The following is a 19,231-nucleotide window of genomic DNA, read 5'->3' on the forward strand; positions in this document are numbered from 1 at the left end:
GCGTCCGCGCCCCGGGCGGCGAAACGGCGGCCGAAGGGTCGACGGCGCGGCGGGTGCGGCGTGGTGCCCGAGCGCGGCGGGCGGTGCGGCCGTCGGTGCGGCCGGTGGTGCGGACGCCGGTGGACCGGCGACTCGGACGCGGATCTGGCGACGCCGGATCCAGTCAGGTAGCCTGTCCGCTTACTTGATCGAGACAAGTATTGGTGAGGGAGTACACAGTGCCGATCGGATTCGCCACCGAACACCGGGCGTTCGCGGAATCGGTCGCCGGTTTCGTCGCTCGCCACGCCTCGATCGAGGCCACCCGCCGGGCCGCCGACGACCTGTCCGCCGGCGCGCTCCCGAACTGCTGGGATGCCCTGGTCGGCCAGGGCCTGACCGCCGTCCACCTCGCCGAGGAGCACGGCGGCGCCGGCGCGGGCGTCCTCGAACTCGCCGTCGCCCTCGAGGAGGCCGGCCGCGGCCTGCTGCCCGGCCCGTACCTGTCCACCGTGCTGGCCGGCACCGTCCTGGCCCGGCACGCCGGGGCCGAGGTCGGCAAGGCCCTGCTGCCGCGATTCGCCGAGGGCGCCACCGGCGCGGTCGCCGTCGCACCGAGCCTGACCGCGCATCAGACCCAGGTCGGCTGGGAGATCAACGGCATCGCCGAACCGGTCCTGGGCGCGGCCGGCGCCGACTACCTGCTGCTCGGCGCGCGCACCGACACCAACCCCGGCCGGGACGAGCAGATCTGGTTCGTGGTCAAGCCCGACAACAAGGAGACCATCCGGGTCACCCCGCTGGACCCGGTCGACCTCGCCCGCGGCGTGGCCCGGGTGCGCACGCATAACCTGGAGATCACCGCGTCCCAGGTGCTGACCGGCATCAGTACCGCCCGGGTGCGCGACCTGGCCGCCGTGCTCGCCGCCGCCGAGGCGGTCGGCGTGGCCCGCTGGTGCTTCGAGACGGCGCTCGCCTACGTCAAGATCCGCGAGCAGTTCGGCGTCGCGGTCGGCTCGTTCCAGGCGATCAAGCACAAGGCCGCCACCTTGTTCACCCGGCTGGAACTGGCCACCGCCGCGGCGTGGGACGCGGCCCGGGCCGCCGACGACACCGCCGAGGACGCCGACGAGCAACTGCGCCTGGCCGCCGCCGAGGCCGCCGTGGTCTGCCTCCCGCTCGCCCGCGAGGTCGCGCTGGACTGCATCACCATGCTCGGCGGCATCGGCTTCACCTGGGAACACGACATCCACCTGTACTGGCGCCGCGCGGTCTTCCTGGCCCAGTGGCTGGGCCCGTCGGGGGAGTGGACCGCACGACTCGGCCGGGCCGCGCTGGAGAGCGTCGGCGGCGGCCCCACCCGGCGCTTCGACCTCGAACTCGACGAGGGCGCCATCGCCGCCTTCCGGACCGAGACGGCCGCGCACCTGACCGAGGCGAACGCCCTCGCCGAGCCTGCCCGTCGGCGGCGCCTGGCCGAACTCGGCTACGTCTCGCCGCACTACCCCAAGCCCTACGGGATCGCCGCGAGCCCCGCCCAACAGGTGGTCATCCAGCAGGAGTTCGCCCGGATCGGGCTGACCCCGCCGAGCACGATCATCGGCGAGTTCGCGCTGCCCACGATCATGGCGCACGGCACCGACGCGCAACGCGACGCCTACGTGCTGGCCACGCTGCGCGGCGACATCGTCTGGTGCCAGCTCTTCAGCGAGCCGGGCGCCGGCTCCGACCTGGCGTCGCTGAGCACCCGGGCGACCAAGGTCGACGGCGGCTGGCGGCTGAACGGCCAGAAGGTGTGGAACTCCAAGGCGCACGAGGCGCACTTCGGCATCTGCCTGGCCCGCACCGACTCGGACGCGCCCAAGCACAAGGGCATCACGTACTTCATCGTGGACATGGCCACGCCCGGGATCGACGTGCGCCCGCTCAAGCAGTCCAACGGGCAGTCGGAGTTCAACGAGGTCTATCTCGACGACGTGTTCGTGGCCGACGACCAGGTGGTCGGCGACGTGCACGCGGGTTGGCGGATCGCCCGCACCACGCTGGCCAACGAGCGGGTGATGATCGCCGGCGGGCCGGGTATGCAGGCGTTCGGCAAGCTGCTCGCCGACCTCGGCGAGACCGGCGCGGCGTGGGCGGACACCGCGGTGGCGAGCCGGCTGGGCGGCTTCGCGGCGGAGCACTTCGCGCTGCGCGCGTTGACCCTGCGCTCGACTTTGCAGCAGTTGTCCGGGCTCAACCCCGGTGCCGCCTCCAGCGTGCTCAAACTCGCGGTCACCGAACACCAGCGGGCCGTGGTCACCGCGCGCCTGGACCGGATCGGCGCGGGCGGCACCCATCACGACGACCTCGGGGGCGAACTGCTCACCGCCTACCTCTCGCTGCCGGCGGTCCTGCTCGGCGGCGGCACCCGGGAGATCCAGCTCAACGTCGTCGCCGAACGCATCCTGGGCCTGCCCAGAGGCTGATCCGACGGCGCCCCGCCCGCGCCGGGCCGGCCCCGGCGATCGGCTTTCCGTCCCGGCAACCGGCGATCGACCACCGGCTGTCAGTGCTTTCCACGGCTACCAGGGAGACCACGTGCACATCGCCTACACACCCGAGCAGGAGGACCTGCGGCGGGAACTGCGCGAGTACTTCGCGCGGATCATGACCCCGGAGATCCGGGCCGAGCAGGCCGCGGGCGAGACCAGCCTGATGGGCAAGGACGGCGCGTACTGCCGCGTCGTCAAGCGGATGGGCGAGGACGGCTGGCTGGGCATCGGCTGGCCCAAGGAATACGGCGGCCAGGACCGCACGATGCTGGAACAGCTGATCTTCACCGACGAGGCCACCCTGGCCGGCGCGGCGGTGCCGTTCCTGACCATCAACACCGTCGGTCCGACGCTGATGGAGTACGGCACGCGGGAGCAGCGCGACTTCTTCCTGCCCAAGATCCTCGCCGGCGACATGCACTTCTCGATCGGCTACTCCGAGCCGGGCGCGGGCACCGACCTGGCCGCCTTGACCACCAAGGCGGTTCGGGACGGCGACGACTGGATCATCAACGGCCAGAAGATGTGGACGTCGCTGATCCACGTCGCGGACTACGTGTGGCTGGCCGCGCGCACCGACCCCGACGCGCCCCGGCACAAGGGCCTGACCATGTTCCTGGTGCCCACGAACGCCGAGGGTTTCTCCTGGACCCCGATCAAGACGATGGGCGGCCAGACCACGTCCCAGACGTTCTACGAGAACGTCCGGGTGCCCGCCTCCGCGATGGTCGGCGAGCTCAACGGCGGCTGGAAGCTGATCACCGGCCAGCTCAACCGCGAGCGGGTGGCGCTGTGTTCGGCCGCGGGCATCCAGCTCGCGCTGCACGAGACCCGGCGCTGGGCCGAGCGGGCGCTGTTGCCGGACGGCTCGCGGGTGATCGACCGGGAGCACGTGCAGGCCAACCTCGGCCGGGTGCACGCCAAGGTCGAGTTCCTCAAGCTGGTCAACTGGAAGATCGCCTGGTCGGTCGACCACGGCACCAAGGTCGGCCCCGCCGACGCCTCGGCGACCAAGATCTTCGGCACCGAGTTCGCCACCGAGGCATACCGGCTGCTGATGGAGTGCATGGGCGAGGACGCCTACCTCCAGCAGGACTCACCCGGTGCTCTGCTGCGCGGCCGACTGGAGAAGATGCACCGCACCGCGCTCATCCTCACCTTCGGCGGCGGCACCAACGAGGTACAGCGCGACATGATCGCGATGCTGGGCCTCGGCCTGCCGCGCCCGCCCCGCTGACCCGCCGTCACCACGCTGACAAGGACAGGTGAAATGGACTTCGGTTACACGGAAGAACAGCAGGACCTGGTGGGCCTGGCGGGGCGGATCCTCGGCGAGCGGGTCACCCACGAGGCGCTCACCGCGCTGGACAAGCGGGTCGAGGAGGGCGGCGAGCCGCGCTTCGACCGCGACCTGTGGGCGGAGCTGGCCAAGGCCAACCTGCTCGGGATCGGGCTGCCCGAGGAGTTCGGCGGCTCGGGCTACGGCGTCTTCGAGCAGTGCCTGATCCTGGAGCAGATCGGCCGCACGCTGGCGCCGGTGCCGTTCGGGCCCTCGATCGCGGTCGCCGCCTCGATCCTGAACCAGATGGGTACGGACGAGCAGAAGGCGGCCTGGCTGCCGGGCGCCGTGGACGGCTCGCGGATCCTGACCTACGCGCTCGCCGAGCCGTTCGGTCGGGACGGCGCCGCGCCCGCCACCAAGGCGGTGCGCACGGACGGGGTCTGGCACCTGGACGGGGTCAAGACCGGGGTGCCGGTCGCGACCGTGGCCGACCTGATCCTGGTGTCCGCGGACGTGGCGGGTCACGGCGGGGTGTTCCTGGTCGACCCGAAGGCCGAGGGTGTGCGGATCGAGCCCCAGTTGACCACCGCCAAGGAGATCGCCGGTCTGGTCACCCTGGAGCACGCCGTGGGCACCCCGCTGGGCGGCCCCGACGCGGCCCGCAACCTGCGCGACCGGGCCACCCTGGCGTTGTGCGCGACCCAGCTCGGGGTGACCGAGAAGGCGATGCGCGAGACCGCGAAGTACGCGAGCGAGCGGGTGCAGTTCAAGCGCCCGATCGGCTCGTTCCAGGCGGTCGGACACCGCCTGGCCGACGCGTACATCGACGTCGAGGGCATCCGGCTGACCACGTGGCAGGCCGCGTGGCAGGAGGCCGAGGGGCTGGACGCGGCCGAGGCGATCGCGACCGCGAAGTTCTGGGCGGCGGACGGCGGACACCGGGTCGCGCACGCCGCGGTGCACGTGCACGGCGGCATGGGCGTGGCCGAGGAGCACTTCGTACACCGCTACTTCAACCACGCCAAGCAGCTCGAACTCTCGCTCGGCGGCGCGACCGAGCAGGCGCTGCGGATCGGCGCCGGCTTCGCCGCGACCGCCGCGGGCGAGTTCGCCTGACCCGGTTTTCCCGAGCACGCCTTCGGCGCCGCCACGCCGGCGCCGCACCCCTGTGATTCCTGGAGACGAACAGACATGAGCGAACCCCACGCCCTGGTCGAGCGGGACGGCCACGTCCTGATCATCACGATGAACCGGCCCGAGGCCCGCAACGCGGTCACCGGCGAGATGATCGAGATCCTGGAGGCCGCCTGGGACGAGGTCAACGACAACCCGGAGATCCGGGTCGCCATCCTCACCGGTGCCGGCGGCGCGTTCTGCGCGGGCGCCGACCTCAAGGCGATGAGCCGGCGCGCGCCCGGCGACGCGTTCAAGGGCGGCGAAGGCAAGCCGGCCATGGACATGTCCGTGATGAAGTGGGTCCTCAAGGGCTTCACCCTCACCAAGCCCCTGATCGCCGCGATCGAGGGCCCCGCCATCGCGGGCGGCACCGAGATCCTCCAGGCCACCGACATCCGGGTCGCCGGCGAGTCGGCGCGCTTCGGCGTTTCCGAGGTCCGCTGGGGCCTGTTCCCGCTCGGTGGGTCGGCGGTGCGCCTGCGCCGCCAGATTCCGTACACTGTCGCCGCCGACCTGCTGCTCACGGGCCGCCACATCAAGGCGCCCGAGGCCAAGGAGCTCGGTCTGATCGGACACGTCGTGCCGGACGGCGGCGCGCTGGAGAAGGCGAAGGAGATCGCCCACCAGATCGCCGCCAACGGTCCGATCGCCGTTCAGGCAGTCCTGCGCGTTCTGCGTGAAACCGACCAGTTGACCGAGGAAGATGCGTTCAAGCTGGAGTCGCAGATCGGAATGCGGGTATTCATGAGCGACGACGCCAAGATCGGTCCGCGAGCCTTCGCGGAGAAGAAGACTCCGGAGTTCAAGGGCACGTGATGTGCCATCGGAAGACTTCGGCATGAAACGGGCCCGCCGGGTCAGGGACGGCAATCCCCCGGCGGGTCCTCATCATGTTCACGCGCGCGAGGTCACCCGGGTTGCGTCGGATGACGGAGAAATCTCGGCGCCGATTCCGGGACCCGGCGGGCGCGGATGTCCCGGGCGAGTTCGACCGAGGCCAGGACGCCGAGCGCCGCGGCCAACACGGCGAGCGGTCCCCGGACCACCGGCACGGTCAGTCGGGCCGACCACGGCAGCACGGCGGCGCCGAGCACGGCCGCGGCCAGGCACAGGTAGGTGAAGCCCTTGAACCCGTCCGGGTCCACGCTCGGCCACGCGCCCGCCGGCAGCGCCCCGCCCGCGACGGCCGGCAGGCCGTCGCGGTTGCGTAGGCGCACGGAGACTTCCGTCGCGAGAAGCTACCGCCGGACGGGGACGTTCCGGGCGGTCCTTGCCGGATCGTGTCCGGATTCGGCCCGGCCGGCGGGGCCTGCGGTGCTGTCGGGCGAGGCCCTGCGCGGGTGGTGTCGGGCGGCCGCGCCGAACCTATTCTTTTGATCGAGTCAAGGGTAAGTTGGCCCATCCCTGCTTCGATCCGGATCGGATCCGTGCCTCGGATCCGGCTTCGGAAGCATCCGTTCATCCGCCGTGGGAGCCGACCATGACGCCCGTCAGCCCGTCGTTCAACCTCGCCGACCTCTTCGAGATCGTGGTGGACGCGATTCCCGACCGCACCGCTTTGATCGCGGGCGAGGTACGACTGACGTACCGTCAACTCGACGAGCGGGCGAATCGGTTCGCGCACCACCTGCTCGGGGTCGGGATCCGGCCGGGCGAGTTCGTCGGGATCCACGCGTGGAACCGCGCGGAGTGGGTCGAGGCGATGATCGGCTGCCACAAGGCGCGCGCCGTGCCGATCAACATCAACTACCGCTACGTCGAGGCGGAACTGCGCTACCTGTACGAGAACTCGGGCATGGTCGCGGTGGTCGCCGAGCGCTCGTTCGCCGGCCCGACCGCGGCGATCCGGGCGGACTTCCCGGCACTGCGGCATGTGCTGATCCTGGAGGACGGCTCGACCGAACCGGCCGAGGACACCGTCGGCTACGAGGACGCGCTCGCGGCGGCCTCGCCCGCCCGCGACTTCGACGCGCGCACCGCGGACGACCTGTACGGCCTGTACACGGGCGGCACCACCGGCATGCCCAAGTGTGTGCTGTGGCGCGGCGAGGACATCTTCTTCGCGGCCCTCCAGGCCGGTCGCGGCGGCCGGCCGAAGCTGGAGAAGCCCGACGAACTGGGGGACACGGTCCGGGAATCGGCCGGGCTGACCACGCTGGGCCTGGCGCCGATGATGCACGGCGGCGGGCAGTGGTCGATGTGGAACACCTTCTACATGGGCAACACGTACCTGATGTGGACCGGCCGGGCCTTCGACCCGGACGCCGTGATGGCCCTCGCGGCGCGCGAGCGGGCGTTGTCGATGGCGGTGGTCGGCGACGGCATGGGCCGGCCGCTGGCGGACTGGCTCGCGGCCAACCCGGACACCCACGACCTGTCCGCGCTCAAGGCGATCAGCAACGGCGGCGCGCCGATGAGCGCTTCGGTCCGCACCGCGCTGGAACAGACCGGCATCTTCGTGATCGACAGCTTCGGCGCGTCCGAGACCGGTGCCGCCATGCGGCAGACCGGCGCGGCCGGCGCGGCCACGCGGTTCGCCTCCTCGGACACCACGACCGTGCTCGACGACCGACTGGTGCCGGTGCGGCCGGGCTCGGGCGACGTCGGCCGACTGGCCGTCAGCGGACACATCCCGCTCGCCTACCACGGCGACGACGAGAAGACCCGGGCCACCTTCGTCCGGGACGCGGCCGGGCGCCGCTGGGTGCTGCCCGGCGACTTCGCGTTGCTGGAAGAGGACGGCGGCATCACCCTGCTCGGGCGTGGCAGCGCGACGATCAACACCGGTGGCGAGAAGGTCTACCCGGACGAGGTGGAGAACGTGCTGAAGTCGCACGCCGACGTGTTCGACGCGGTCGTGGTGGGCGTCCCGGACCCGCGCTTCGGCCAGGCGGTCACCGCGCTCGTGGTGGTGCGCGCGGGCACCGACCCGACGCCGGAGGCGATCACCGCGCACGCCCGGACCCGGATCGCCGGGTACAAGACGCCCAAGCGCATCCACTTCGTCGAGTCGATCCCGCGCACGGCGGCGGGCAAGGTGGACCTGCGGGCGGCGAAGGCGCGCGCGGAGGAACTGTCCCGGTAGGCGGGCGAGTCGGGCGCGGTGCGGTAGGCGGGGCGGGTCGGGCGCGGTGCCGCACGTGGAGCCCGGGGCCCGGGTCGGCCGGGTGGCCGGGTGCTCGGCCGACCCGGGCCCTCGGTCGAGCACTCCCGGTCAGCTCAACACCTCGGTCAGGGTGTGGATCAGCAAGCCGACGAGCGCGCCCACGACGGTGCCGTTGATCCGGATGAACTGGAGGTCGCGTCCGACGTTGATCTCGATCTTGCGGCTGGTCTCCTTCGGGTCCCAGGCGCCGACGGTGTCGGTGATCAGCGCGGTGATCTCGTCGCGGTAGGTGGTCACCACGTACGCGGCGGCCTGCTCGATCCACCGATCGGCCTTGCCGCGCACGCGCGCGTCCTCGGCGAGCCGACCGGCCAGCGAGCGCACGGCGTCGGTGACCCGGTTGCGCAGTTCGCTGTTCGGGTCCTCGGTGGCCTCGACGAGCATCGCGCGCGCGGCGCTCCACACCGACGCGATCAGCTCCTGCACCGCCGGGTGCGCGATGGTGCGGTCCCGCAGCCCCTCTATCTGGGCGATCATCCGCGGGTCGTGCTGGAGGTCGCGGGCCACCTCGGCGAGGAAGTTGTCCACCGCGAGTCGGGCCGGGTGCTCCGGGTCGTCCCGCACCGCGCCCGCGAACCGGACCAGTTCGCGGTGCACCTTGTTGGCGATCTGCCGGTCGAGGAAGCGCGGCGACCAGCCCGGCGACTCCTCGTTGACCACCCGCAGGACGGCCTCGCGATGTTGCTCCAGCCAGTCGTGCGCCTTGGCCGCGACCAGGTCGACCAGGCCCCGGTGCGCGCCGTCGCGGACCAGCCGGTCGAGCAGTTCGCCGATCGGCTGGGCGACGGCCTGCGCGGACACCCGACGGGTGATCGCCTGTCCGAACACGCTCTGCACGTCCTCGTCGCGCAGCACGGTCAGTGCCGCGCGGGCCAGCGCGCCCAGTTGGTCGGTCACCCGCTCGGCGTGCCCGGGAGCGGCCAGCCAGGCGCCGGCCCGCCGGGACACCTCCATCCGGCTCAGCCGTTGCCGCACCACCGTGTCGGAGAGGAAGTTCTCCCCGACGAACTCGCCGAGGTTGCGCCCCAGCGCGTCCTTGCGGGTCGGGATGATCGCGGTATGCGGGATCGGCAGTCCGAGCGGGCGGCGGAACAGCGCGGTCACCGCGAACCAGTCGGCCATCGCGCCGACCATCCCGGCCTCCGCCGCGGCCTGCACATATCCGGCCCACGCGCCCGCCCCGCGCGCCTCGGCCCATCGCGCGAGGATGTACAACACGGTCGCGAACACCAGGAACCCGGTGGCGATCACCTTCATCCGGCGCACACCCCGGAGCTTCTCCAGCTCCGAAGCGGTACGAACCACGCCGCCCGGATCCGGGCGGCGTGGAGCGGGCGACGAGGACTCGGCGAGATCGACCATGACGCCCATTGTGATCTCTCGGCGACGAGATGCGGCGGTGGGCCGAGTCGTGCCCGGCGTGTGTGAGGACGGCGCGGAGGTGGCGGCGGGGGCTGGGGAGTTCGTCGGTTGCTCGCGGCGCGGCGGGCGCCGCGCCGCGAGCGGGCCGCCGCACCGGGTGGTCGGTCAGTCGGGGGCGGGGGTGGAGAGGATGCCGTTCAGGAGGACCTCGGTCGCCCAGGTGTCGCGGTCGTCGCCGGAGACCCGGGTGAGGGTTTTGCGCATGGCGACCAGGTGGGGGTAGTCCGTCGCGGAGAGTCGCCCGAACGCCTCGTCCATCGCGGCGACCGCGCTCTCCTCGGTCTGCCCCTCGGCGCCCTTGTCGACGTACGCCGACTCCTCGGCCCCCGCGGCGGTGATGTGCAGGTTGATCAGGTCGAGCGCGAGTGAGCGGGTGAGGTCGTCGACGCCCGCGCCGGCCAGCAGACCCAGGATCGTCTCGGCGAGCGCGAGCGCGTTGGGGCCGGTCGGTACGTCGCCCAGGGCCACGGTCGCGATGCCGCGATGGGCGCCGAGCGCGGTGATCGCCTCCCGGATCAACGTGGCCAACTCCGCGCGCCAGTGCGGGAACGGCTCGCCGACCGGCGCGACGGCGGGCAGCGGGATCTCGCCGAGCACCCGGTCGTAGACCAACGCGAGCAGCTCGTCCCGGTTCGCCACGTACACGTACAGCGACGCGGCGCCGGTGTCCAGTGCCTGCGCGACCCGACGCATCGTCACCGCCTCCAGGCCGTCCGCGTCCAGGATCGCGAGCGCGGCGGACACGAGCGCGTCCGCACTGAGCGCGGCCTTCGCCGGACGGGTGCGCCGGCTGATCGGGGCGGCAGGGGTGGACGGTCGCGACTCGCCGGGTGATTTCGCCATGCCCCGAGTATACGCGTTGACGGAACACTGTTCGCTACGTACATTGTTCGCCACGAACGCCGTTCGTTACGAACAGTGCTCGCCAGGCGGCGCCCCGAAAGGCGCTGAGCCGCACCACCCACCCATCGAGGAGTACCGATGACCACCACCGTCGTCCCGTCCGCCCCCGTCGCCGAGACCCCGCTGCCCGCCGCGTACGCCTGGCGGTGGCGGATCCTGGCGATCGTGCTCGTCGCCGAGGTCATGGACCTGCTCGACAGCACCGTGACCAACGTCGCCGGCCCGTCCGTCCGGGGCGATCTCGGCGGCGGCGCGTCGCTGTTGCAGTGGCTCGCCTCCGGCTACACGCTCGCGTTCGGCGTGCTGCTCGTGGTCGGCGGCAGACTCGGCGACCGCTGGGGCCGACGCCGATTGTTCCTGCTGGGTGCCGGTGGCTTCGCCGTGGCGTCCCTGTTGTGCGCACTGGCCCCGGCGCCGGAAGCGCTGGTCGCCGCCCGCGTCGCCCAGGGTGCCTTCGGCGCCCTGCTCATCCCGCAGGGCTTCGGCATCCTCAAGTCGGTCTTCCCACCCGCCGAGACCGGCAAGGCGTTCGCCGCGTTCGGCCCGATCCTGGGCCTGTCCGCCGTCGGCGGTCCGATCCTGGCCGGCGCGCTGATCCACCTCGACCTGTTCGGCACCGGCTGGCGGTTGATCTTCCTGATGAACGTCCCGCTCGGCCTCGCCGCCGTGCTCGGCGGACTCCGCTACATCCCCAAGGACGCCCCGAACCCCGGTGTGCGGATCGACGTGCTCGCCGCCACCCTCCTGGCGGTCGCCTCGACGCTGGTCATCCTCCCGCTCATCCAGGGCCCCGAAGCCGACTGGCCCGCCTGGACGTTCGGCTGCCTCGGCGCCGGCCTGACCGTCTTCGCCGGCTTCATCCTGCGCGAACGCCGCAGCGCCCACTCGCTGATCGAGGCCACCCTGCTGCGCAACCGCGCCTACACCTCCGGCATGTTGTTCGGCCTCGTCTTCTTCGCCGGCACCGCCGGCTTCATGCTGATCACCTCGCTGTTCGTGCAACTGCACCTGAACTTCGACCCGCTCGCCGCCGGCCTCACCCTCGCCCCGATCGCGGTCGGCATCGTGGTCGCCTCCATCGCGGGCTTCCCACTGATCCCCAGGCTCGGCCGCAACCTGCTCCTGATCGGCGCCGGCGTCAACGTCAGCGGCCTGATCGCCCTCGCCGCCGTGGTCACCCACTACGGCTCGGACACGACCGGCGTGCACCTGATCGCCCCGCTGTTCGTCTCCGGGCTCGGCATGGGCGCCGTGTTCGCCCCGCTGTTCGACGTGATCCTGGCCGGTGTCGCCGACCACGAACTGGGCAGCGCCTCAGGGTCGTTGTCCGCGATGCAACAGCTCGCCGGCGCACTCGGCGTGGCCGGCATCACCACGTTGTTCCTCCAACTCGCCGAACACCACAGCGCCTCCACCGCGATGGCCGTCGGCGCACTCGCGGTGGCCGGCCTCGGCCTGCTCGCCGCCGGCCTGGTCTTCCGGCTCCCGCGGCACGCCAGGCCGCACGAGGACTAGCCCCCACGCCGAGTCGCCTTCCCGGCGGCCCGACGGCCACCGCGTCCACGAAGAACCGATGGGCGGCCGGTCCACGACCGCGAGCGCGCCCACGACCACCGCGAGGACTTCGCGGGCGGCCTGCCGCAGCGTGGCTGAATCGCCGACAACCGCTCGGATACCCGCACTTCGGACCGGCCGGACCGGCACAATCCGGCCGGCCGGTCCATGCTTTGGTGGAGTTCTCGCTCCCTCGCTCCCCAAGGGGTTGTCGCGCTGTCTACGCTGCTGTTCGGACCGGCCGTTTTCCGAACTCTGGACGCACATGACCGTCGCGCTTCACACCGTCGCGGGTGCCGCAATCGAAGTACGCCGCGCGCTCCAGGCTGATGAAGCCAGGGACGTTCCCGAACACACGTGGGTGGGCCCGATCGTCCGGATCCGCCCGCAGGGCGAACGGCACTACGAGGACATCGCGTACATCGACGCGGCGCCCACCGACGGAATGGGCACCTCCCCCTCCAGGCACCTGATCCTGTGGGCGGACCGGGCCCGCCGACAGCGGATCGCCGCGGTGGGTACGTACTCGGCCGCCGCCGACTACGCGGTCTACAGCGTCACCGGCCCGGCCGGCGAGCACCTGGCGACGGTGCATCGCGAACAGGGCAGCATCCGCCGGCTGCGCCGCACGTCCTGGACGATCCGCCCGGCCGAGGGCCCCACGCTGCACGCGGCGAAGGGCACCACGTTCGGCTGGATCGCGTGGTGGGCGTTGTCCCCGCTGTGGGGCCTGATGATGGCCGTGGCCGTACTCGGCGGCAAGGCGCCGAGGTTGCCGCTGCGCACGATCTGGCGCCACGACGGCACGCGCGTCTTCGAATACCTGGGCAGCGTCGGTACCACCGACTCCTACGAACTGCCGCCGGGCCACGTGGACGCCCGCATAGTCCTGGCCCTGGCGGCCCTGCACAACAGCCATCCCGGCTGGTACGACCGCCTGTAACGGCGCGACCGGCTCCGGTGGGCTACCGGAGGCCGCCGGGCGGCACCGTCGTCTCGCAGGCGTCGCACAGGGTCAGGCGCAGTCGACGCGTGCCGCGGAGCGTGCCCGGGCGGCCGCAGTGCTCGCAGACCGTTCGGGAGATTCGGTCGAACTCGTGTGTCACGGCGTGGAGTCGGGTCGATTCGGCCGGGGTCCGGGCGGAGCCGTTCGGGGTCCACGGGTGGGGGTTGGCCTGGAAGGCGAGTGCCGCCCACTTCTGCTTGACGGCGAGGAGTTCGTAGTCGGGGAACTCCGCCTCCACCGCCTCGTGGCAGCGCAGCGCGAGCTGATACCACCCCGGTCCGATCCAGAACCCGGCGGACGGGTCCCTGAAATGGCGCCGCAACGGCTCCAGGACGTCCTCGGACGCCCATTCCGACCGACCGGTGGTCGTTGCCATCGCGGGCTGCCTCCCCTTCGGCGGGTCGCGGTGGACCCTCGAGGATCGTAGTCGAGAGCCGGCGTCCGTCCGCGGGTCCCCGCTCCCTGCCGCCGCGGTGCCGGCCGACGGGTTCATCCGTCCGTCGGCGGCGTCCAGCCGGCGACCAGGTCCAGCAGGCCCGGGAAGCGCGCGTCCAGGTCCCGGATCCGGACGTGGCTGCGGCGCTCGAGGCCGTACTGCCGTTGCCGGATCAGGCCCGCCTCGCGCAGGGCTCGGAAGTGGTGGGTGAGCGAGGACTTGGGTTGGCCGAGGCCGAACCACCCGCACGTGTGGTCGAACTCGGTCGACTCCAGGAGCAGCGTGCGCACGATGCCCATCCGCAGCGGCGTGCTCAGCGCGCCCAGCACCACTTCCAGGCGCAACTCGTCGACGGACGGCTCCGGCAGCGGTTCCGGGGCGTCGGCGGGGACCGGGCGAACGGCCGCGTCGTGTGCCACTGGACATCTCTCCTCGCCGAGCCGGGCTGCTGTACGAGTTGCATCGTACTGCACTTCATGTTCGACTCGACTCGTACAGCAAGTACGAGTCAAGTCGTACAACCATGTTCTGGGGGTTCCATGACCACGACCGACCTCGACCGCACACCCACCGGTGCCGCCGCGACCGCGACCGGCCCCGTGCCCACCGCCGGTGCCGTGTGGCTCGCCGCGTGGCCGGTGACCGCCGTCTTCGTGCTCTCCAACGCCGCGACCCCGCTCTACCTCGTGTGGCAGCGCGAACTCGGCTTCTCCTCCGGCACGCTGACCGTGATCTTCGCGACCTACATCGTCGGCCTGCTCGGCGCGCTCGTCGTCGCCGGCGCGCTGTCCGACCGGATCGGCCGCAAACCCGTCCTGCTTCCGGCGCTGGGCCTGGCCGCGCTCGCGTGCCTGGTCTTCGCACTCGCCGGGTCGGTGCTCGCGCTCGGTATCGCGCGCCTGCTCACCGGTATCGCGGTCGGCGCGACCGTGGCGGCCGGCATGGCGGCGGTCGCCGACGTCGCCGGGCCCGCGCGCAAGCGGCTCGCGGCGCTGTCGGCGTCCTGCGCGATGGTGCTGGGCGCGGGGCTCGGGCCGATGCTCGCGGGCGTGTTGTCCGAGACCGTCGCCGGCCCGACCACCACCGTGTTCATCGTCGAGGCCGCGCTGTTGGCGACCGCGTTCGTGGTCGTGTACCGGATGCCGCTCGCCCGCCCCCGGCGCGCCGCCGGCTCCGCCGGGGGATGGCTTCGAGTGCCCTCGGTCCCGGCCGCCAACCGCAGGCAACTCCTGCTCGGGGTCGCGGTGTTCGCGCCCGGGATCACCGCCACCTCGTTCGTGTTGTCGCTGGGCCCCTCGCTCCTGGCCGGGTTGCTCGACACGTCGAGTCGGATCGTGGCGGGCTCCACCGCGTTCGTGATGTTCGCCGCCGCCACCGGTGTGCAGTTCGCGGTGCGGCGCCTGCCCGTGCGGACCGTACTGCCGGCCGGGGCCGGATCCGTCGTGGTGGCGATGACCGCGCTGATCGCGGCCGAGTACCTCGCGTCCGCCTCCCTGCTGATCTCGGCCGCGATCCTGGCCGGAGCCGGTCAGGGGCTGGGCCAACTCGGCGGCCTGACCCTGCTCGGCGCGAGCGTCCCGCGCGAGCGGGCCGCCGAGGCCAACGCGGCCCTGAACGTGGGCGGCTACCTGCCCGCGGGCCTGCTCCCGATCTCGATCGGCTACCTGAGCGACGCGGCCGGCCTGCGCGTCGCCACGACGTCGTTCGCCGTCGTGCTGATCTGCTCGGCCGCGGTCGCGGTGGCGCTGATCGCGCTGAACCGCACGGTCTGCGAGTCGGTGTGAGGACCCCGCTCCGACCCGGCCGGTCGGGCCCCGCGGCGGATCGAGAACTTTCCTCACCTCGGGCGTCACACTTTCCCGCCGGGCTCCGTCAGTGCTGTGTCGGACCGAAAAACAAGGGCCGGCAGCCGGAGGCGAGGACACCGCCGCCGGTGAGACCACCTCTCGAGGAGCACAGTCATGGAAGCACGCATGGGCAACCCCGCGATGGTCGTTCCCGGCGCGATGAAGGCGCTGATGGCCCTCGGTGCCGCCGCCGCACAGACCGGCGTTCCCAAGGTCACCCTGGAACTGGCCAACCTGCGGGCGAGCCAGATCAACGGCTGCAGCGTCTGTGTGCACATGCACGCCCGCGACCTGCGCAAGGCCGGCGAGGCGGACGAGCGCATCGACACCGTCGCCGGTTGGCGGGACGCCCCGTACTTCACCGACGCGGAGCGCGCGGCCCTCGCGCTGACCGAGGCGGTCACCCGGGTCGCCGACGTCGGCGACCCGATCCCGGACGCGATCTACGACGAGGCCGCCAAGCACTTTGACGAGCAGGAACTCGGCGCCCTGCTGCTGTCCATCGCCGCGGTCAACGTCTGGAACCGGATCAACCTCGCCACCCGCCAGGTCGCGGGCGGCGCCTGGTAGGGGCACCGCGGCCCGAGACGTCGCGGACCCGGAGCCGGGAGCACCTCCCGGCCCTCCGGGCCGCGGGCGCGGCGCAGCCTCCCGCCGCCCATGTGCTCGAACGCGAGTACGGCGTCTTGACTTCGGGCCGTCGCGTCGGGATCCTGCCGGCGAGACGGCACGGTCACCCGGTGCCGCGACCGGACTACCGGGAGGAACCGCGGATGAGCCGCGACACTGGCGGGGCGTACGAGTCGGCCCATCGGCGCAGCCTGACCGATCCGGACGGCTTCTGGCTGGAGGCCGCCGCCGCGATCGACTGGGTGACGCCGCCCACCCGGGCCCTGGACGCCTCCGCCGCACCGCTGTACCGCTGGTTCCCCGACGGTGTGTTGAACACGTGTTTCAACGCGCTGGACCGACATGTCGCGGGTGGGCGCGCCGAACAGGCCGCGATCGTCTACGACTCGCCGGTCACCGGGACGCGGCGCACCCTGAGCTACGCCGAACTGCTCGACCTGACCGCGCGGTTCGCCGGTGTGCTGCGCGGACTGGGGGTGGGCCGGGGCGATCGGGTGGTGTTGTACCTGCCGATGGTGCCCGAGGCCGTGGTGGCGATGCTGGCCTGCGCCCGACTCGGCGCGGTGCACTCGGTCGTGTTCGGCGGCTTCGCCGCACACGAGTTGGCGGTGCGGATCGACGACGCCCGGCCCAAGGTCGTGGTGGCCGCGTCCTGCGGGATCGAGCCCACCCGCACGATCGCCTACAAGCCGCTCGTGGACGCGGCGCTGGCCGAGGCGACGCACCGGCCCGACAAGGTGGTGGTGCTGCAACGTCCGCAGCTCATGGCCGAGACGACCGAACGCGACCTGGACTGGGACACCGCGATGGCGACGGCCGAACCCGTCGAGTGTGTGCCCGTCGCGGCCGGCGACCCGCTGTACATCCTCTACACCTCCGGCACCACCGGCCCGCCCAAGGGCATCGTGCGCGACAACGGCGGACACGCGGTCGCGCTGCGCTGGTCGATGGAGAACGTGTACGGCGTGCGGCCCGGCGAGGTGAGCTGGACCGCGTCCGACGTCGGCTGGGTGGTCGGCCACTCGTACATCGTCTACGCGCCGCTGCTCACCGGCTGCACCTCCGTGCTGTACGAGGGCAAGCCGGTCGGCACGCCGGACGCGGGCGCGTTCTGGCGGGTGGCCGCCGAGCACCGGGCCACCATGTTGTTCACCGCGCCGACCGCGTTCCGGGCGATCAAGAAGGAGGACCCGGACGGGAAACTGCTCGCCGGACACGATCTGTCCGCGCTGCGCGCGCTGTTCCTGGCGGGTGAGCGGCTCGATCCGGAGACCTACCGCTGGGCGGGCGACCTGCTCGGGATCCCCGTGGTGGACAACTGGTGGCAGACCGAGACCGGTTGGCCGATCGTGGCCGACCCGATGGGCCTGGAACCGCATCCCACCAAGCCCGGTTCGCCGACCCTGCCGGTGCCCGGCTACGACGTACGGATCCTGGACCCGCGGGGCGTCGAGGTGCCGCCCGGCGTGGACGGCGCGGTGGTGCTCAAGCTGCCCATGCCGCCCGGCACGCTGAGCACGCTGTGGGGCGACGACGAGCGCTACGTCGCGTCCTATCTGACCACCTTTCCCGGCTACTACCTCAGCGGCGACGGCGGGCGCAAGGACGAGGACGGCTACGTCTACGTGATGGGCCGCACCGACGACGTGATCAACGTCGCCGGGCACCGGCTCTCCACCGGCTCGATGGAGGAGGTGCTGGCCGCGCACCCGGACGTCGCGGAGTGCGCGGTGATCGGGGTGGCCGACGAGCTCAAGGGCCAGGTGCCGCGCGGTCTGGTCGTGCTCAAGGCCGGTGTCGATCGCGAACCCGCGGAGGTCGCCGCCGAGTTGGTGCTCCGGGTGCGGGACACGATCGGCGCGGTGGCCGCCCTGCGTCGGGTGGACGTGGTCGCGGCGCTGCCCAAGACCCGGTCGGGCAAGATCCTGCGCCGCACGATGCGCGACATCGCGGACGGCAAGCGGCCCGTACTGCCCTCCACCATCGAGGACCCGACCGTCATCGAGACACTGCGCCCGACCCTGACCGGAGAACGTCCCGACTAGGGATCGCCCGAAGGAACTCGGCGCAGCCGCCGGGACCTTCCGGAGGGTCCCGGCGGCGGGACGGCCCCCGGCTTCCCGGATCGTTCAGCCGACGTAGGAGGCGCGCGGCGGGGACTGCGGCCCCAGCGGCCCGGCCAGCCACGCGTCGTACAACTTCTGCCACGAGCCGTCCCGCTTCATCCGCTCCAGCAGCCCGTTGGCGAATCGCACGAAGTCCTGGTGCGCCAACGGGAAGGCCATGCCGTGCGGTTCGTCGCTGAAGGTCGGACCGACCACGTCGGTGTCGGAGTCCTGTGCCTGAAGTCCCCTGAGCAGCGCGGACGTCGTCGAGATCGCGTCCACCTCGCCCTGCTGCAACGCGACCAGGCAGTCCGTCCAGTTCTCCACGGCGTACGGCAGCACGCCCGCCGGGTTGTCCCGCAGGAACACGATCGACGTGGTGGCGCGGACCGTGCACACCCGCCTGCCGCGCAGATCCGCGAGGGCGCGCACGCCCGAGTCGGAGCGCACCAGGACCCGTTGGCCGTCGGTGTAGTAGTCGCTGCTGAAGGCCACTTGGAGTTTGCGGTCGCACGTGATGGTCATCGTGTCGATCACCACGTCCACATACCCGTTCCGGAGCACGTCGGTGCGCTGGGCCTGGGTGATCACCTTGTAGCGCAGCCGCGCGGGGTCGTCGGGGCCGGCGAAGATCGCCCGGGCGAGGGCCTTGGCCATCTCGATGTCGAAGCCCTTGATCAGCCCGCTGCGTCGGTCCAACTCGCCGAAGAATCGGGTGTTCTGGTCGACGCCGACGATCAGGTACCCGCGTCGGTGCACGCGCTCCATCGTCGAACCGGCGGGCATCGCCCCGGGAGCGGGCAGCGACCCGGGCGGGGTGAGGCTCTCGCGCGGATCGCAGGGCGGCGCGACGGACGGCTTGGGGTAGTCCTCCGGGGTCGCCGGGCGGGCCCCGGAGATCACCGGATCGAGGACCCGCACGGCGGCGGGTCCATCGGTCGACGAGGCGGAGCACGCGGCGAGGGTCGCGGCCAGCACGAATGCCGGGGCCGAGTTCGCGATTCGACGGGTTCTCCGATGCATGGCGCTCCCTGGTGCCGGTGTGCGCACCGGCGAGTCGTGGCCGCTGCGGGTCGCCGAACCGGCCGGGACCCGTTCGCGTCGAGGCTTGTGCGGTCGAATTGCTCCGATTATCGACCGGCTCGTGCGGATTCCCGGGCCGCTTGGCCAAACAATGGGGGGTTCCCTCGA

16 protein-coding genes are annotated in these 19,231 nt (G+C 72.0%); 10 read left to right on the forward strand and 6 right to left on the reverse strand.

The window, feature by feature from the left end; translation table 11 throughout:
* The first annotated feature begins 218 nt into the window (after positions 1-218).
* The 4 genes from ACWCPW_RS45690 to ACWCPW_RS45705 all read left to right on the forward strand — a co-directional run bounded on the left by ACWCPW_RS45690 (position 219) and on the right by ACWCPW_RS45705 (position 5,787).
* Entirely contained in the window at positions 219-2,447 is a 2,229-nt protein-coding gene (locus ACWCPW_RS45690) for an acyl-CoA dehydrogenase (protein ID WP_449767548.1), read from the forward strand.
* 112 nt (positions 2,448-2,559) lie between these two features.
* Positions 2,560-3,750, forward strand: a complete 1,191-nt coding sequence (locus ACWCPW_RS45695; protein WP_449767549.1) for an acyl-CoA dehydrogenase family protein — start codon at positions 2,560-2,562, stop codon at positions 3,748-3,750.
* Between the two features lie 33 nt (positions 3,751-3,783).
* The gene (locus ACWCPW_RS45700) at positions 3,784-4,911 is read left to right on the forward strand and encodes an acyl-CoA dehydrogenase family protein (protein WP_449767550.1); all 1,128 of its coding nucleotides are present in this window, start codon (positions 3,784-3,786) and stop codon (positions 4,909-4,911) included.
* Positions 4,912-4,986: 75 nt separating this feature from the next.
* Positions 4,987-5,787: a crotonase/enoyl-CoA hydratase family protein gene (locus tag ACWCPW_RS45705; protein ID WP_395874056.1), complete on the forward strand. Its 801-nt coding sequence runs from the start codon at positions 4,987-4,989 to the stop codon at positions 5,785-5,787.
* 92 nt (positions 5,788-5,879) lie between these two features.
* On the opposite strand, the gene ACWCPW_RS45710 is transcribed toward ACWCPW_RS45705, so the two are convergent.
* Positions 5,880-6,188, reverse strand: coding sequence for a hypothetical protein (locus ACWCPW_RS45710; RefSeq protein ID WP_449767551.1), 309 nt, complete (start codon positions 6,186-6,188; stop codon positions 5,880-5,882).
* 263 nt (positions 6,189-6,451) lie between these two features.
* On the opposite strand from ACWCPW_RS45710, the gene ACWCPW_RS45715 reads away from it, so the two are divergent.
* Complete coding sequence (locus ACWCPW_RS45715) at positions 6,452-8,056, forward strand: acyl-CoA synthetase (RefSeq protein ID WP_449767552.1); 1,605 nt, start codon at positions 6,452-6,454, stop codon at positions 8,054-8,056.
* Between the two features lie 129 nt (positions 8,057-8,185).
* Here the strand turns inward: ACWCPW_RS45715 and ACWCPW_RS45720 are convergent, their stop codons facing one another.
* Both ACWCPW_RS45720 and ACWCPW_RS45725 read right to left on the reverse strand, forming a co-directional pair.
* Positions 8,186-9,499, reverse strand: a complete 1,314-nt coding sequence (locus tag ACWCPW_RS45720) for a DUF445 domain-containing protein (RefSeq protein ID WP_449767553.1) — start codon at positions 9,497-9,499, stop codon at positions 8,186-8,188.
* Between the two features lie 165 nt (positions 9,500-9,664).
* Complete coding sequence (locus tag ACWCPW_RS45725; protein ID WP_449767554.1) at positions 9,665-10,402, reverse strand: TetR/AcrR family transcriptional regulator; 738 nt, start codon at positions 10,400-10,402, stop codon at positions 9,665-9,667.
* A gap of 138 nt (positions 10,403-10,540) precedes the next feature.
* Here ACWCPW_RS45725 and ACWCPW_RS45730 point away from each other — a divergent pair, with 138 nt between their 5' ends.
* Positions 10,541-11,977: an MFS transporter gene (locus ACWCPW_RS45730; protein WP_449767555.1), complete on the forward strand. Its 1,437-nt coding sequence runs from the start codon at positions 10,541-10,543 to the stop codon at positions 11,975-11,977.
* Between the two features lie 304 nt (positions 11,978-12,281).
* On the forward strand, positions 12,282-12,959 hold the full coding sequence (locus ACWCPW_RS45735) for a hypothetical protein (RefSeq protein ID WP_449767556.1): 678 nt from the start codon (positions 12,282-12,284) through the stop codon (positions 12,957-12,959).
* Positions 12,960-12,981: 22 nt separating this feature from the next.
* Here ACWCPW_RS45735 and ACWCPW_RS45740 read toward each other — a convergent pair whose 3' ends face one another.
* Together ACWCPW_RS45740 and ACWCPW_RS45745 are read right to left on the reverse strand one after the other, a co-directional pair.
* Positions 12,982-13,398 carry a hypothetical protein gene (locus ACWCPW_RS45740; RefSeq protein WP_449767557.1) on the reverse strand — a complete coding sequence of 139 codons (417 nt, stop codon included), beginning with the start codon at positions 13,396-13,398 and terminating at the stop codon, positions 12,982-12,984.
* 113 nt (positions 13,399-13,511) lie between these two features.
* Positions 13,512-13,877 (reverse strand): ArsR/SmtB family transcription factor, encoded by a 366-nt coding sequence (locus tag ACWCPW_RS45745; RefSeq protein WP_449767558.1) that lies wholly within the window; start codon positions 13,875-13,877, stop codon positions 13,512-13,514.
* A gap of 120 nt (positions 13,878-13,997) precedes the next feature.
* Between ACWCPW_RS45745 and ACWCPW_RS45750 the strand changes: the two genes are divergently transcribed.
* The 3 genes from ACWCPW_RS45750 (at position 13,998) to ACWCPW_RS45760 (ending at position 17,980) form a co-directional block, all read left to right on the forward strand.
* On the forward strand, positions 13,998-15,242 hold the full coding sequence (locus ACWCPW_RS45750; protein WP_449767559.1) for an MFS transporter: 1,245 nt from the start codon (positions 13,998-14,000) through the stop codon (positions 15,240-15,242).
* A 177-nt stretch (positions 15,243-15,419) separates the two neighbouring features.
* Positions 15,420-15,875, forward strand: coding sequence for a carboxymuconolactone decarboxylase family protein (locus tag ACWCPW_RS45755; protein ID WP_449767560.1), 456 nt, complete (start codon positions 15,420-15,422; stop codon positions 15,873-15,875).
* Between the two features lie 203 nt (positions 15,876-16,078).
* On the forward strand, positions 16,079-17,980 hold the full coding sequence (locus tag ACWCPW_RS45760; RefSeq protein ID WP_449767561.1) for a propionyl-CoA synthetase: 1,902 nt from the start codon (positions 16,079-16,081) through the stop codon (positions 17,978-17,980).
* A gap of 84 nt (positions 17,981-18,064) precedes the next feature.
* Here ACWCPW_RS45760 and ACWCPW_RS45765 read toward each other — a convergent pair whose 3' ends face one another.
* A complete protein-coding gene (locus ACWCPW_RS45765; RefSeq protein ID WP_449767562.1) occupies positions 18,065-19,063 on the reverse strand; it encodes a glutamate ABC transporter substrate-binding protein in 999 nt (332 codons plus the stop codon).
* Positions 19,064-19,231 lie beyond the last annotated feature (168 nt).

It is taken from the genome of Embleya sp. NPDC001921 (genome assembly GCF_053594475.1).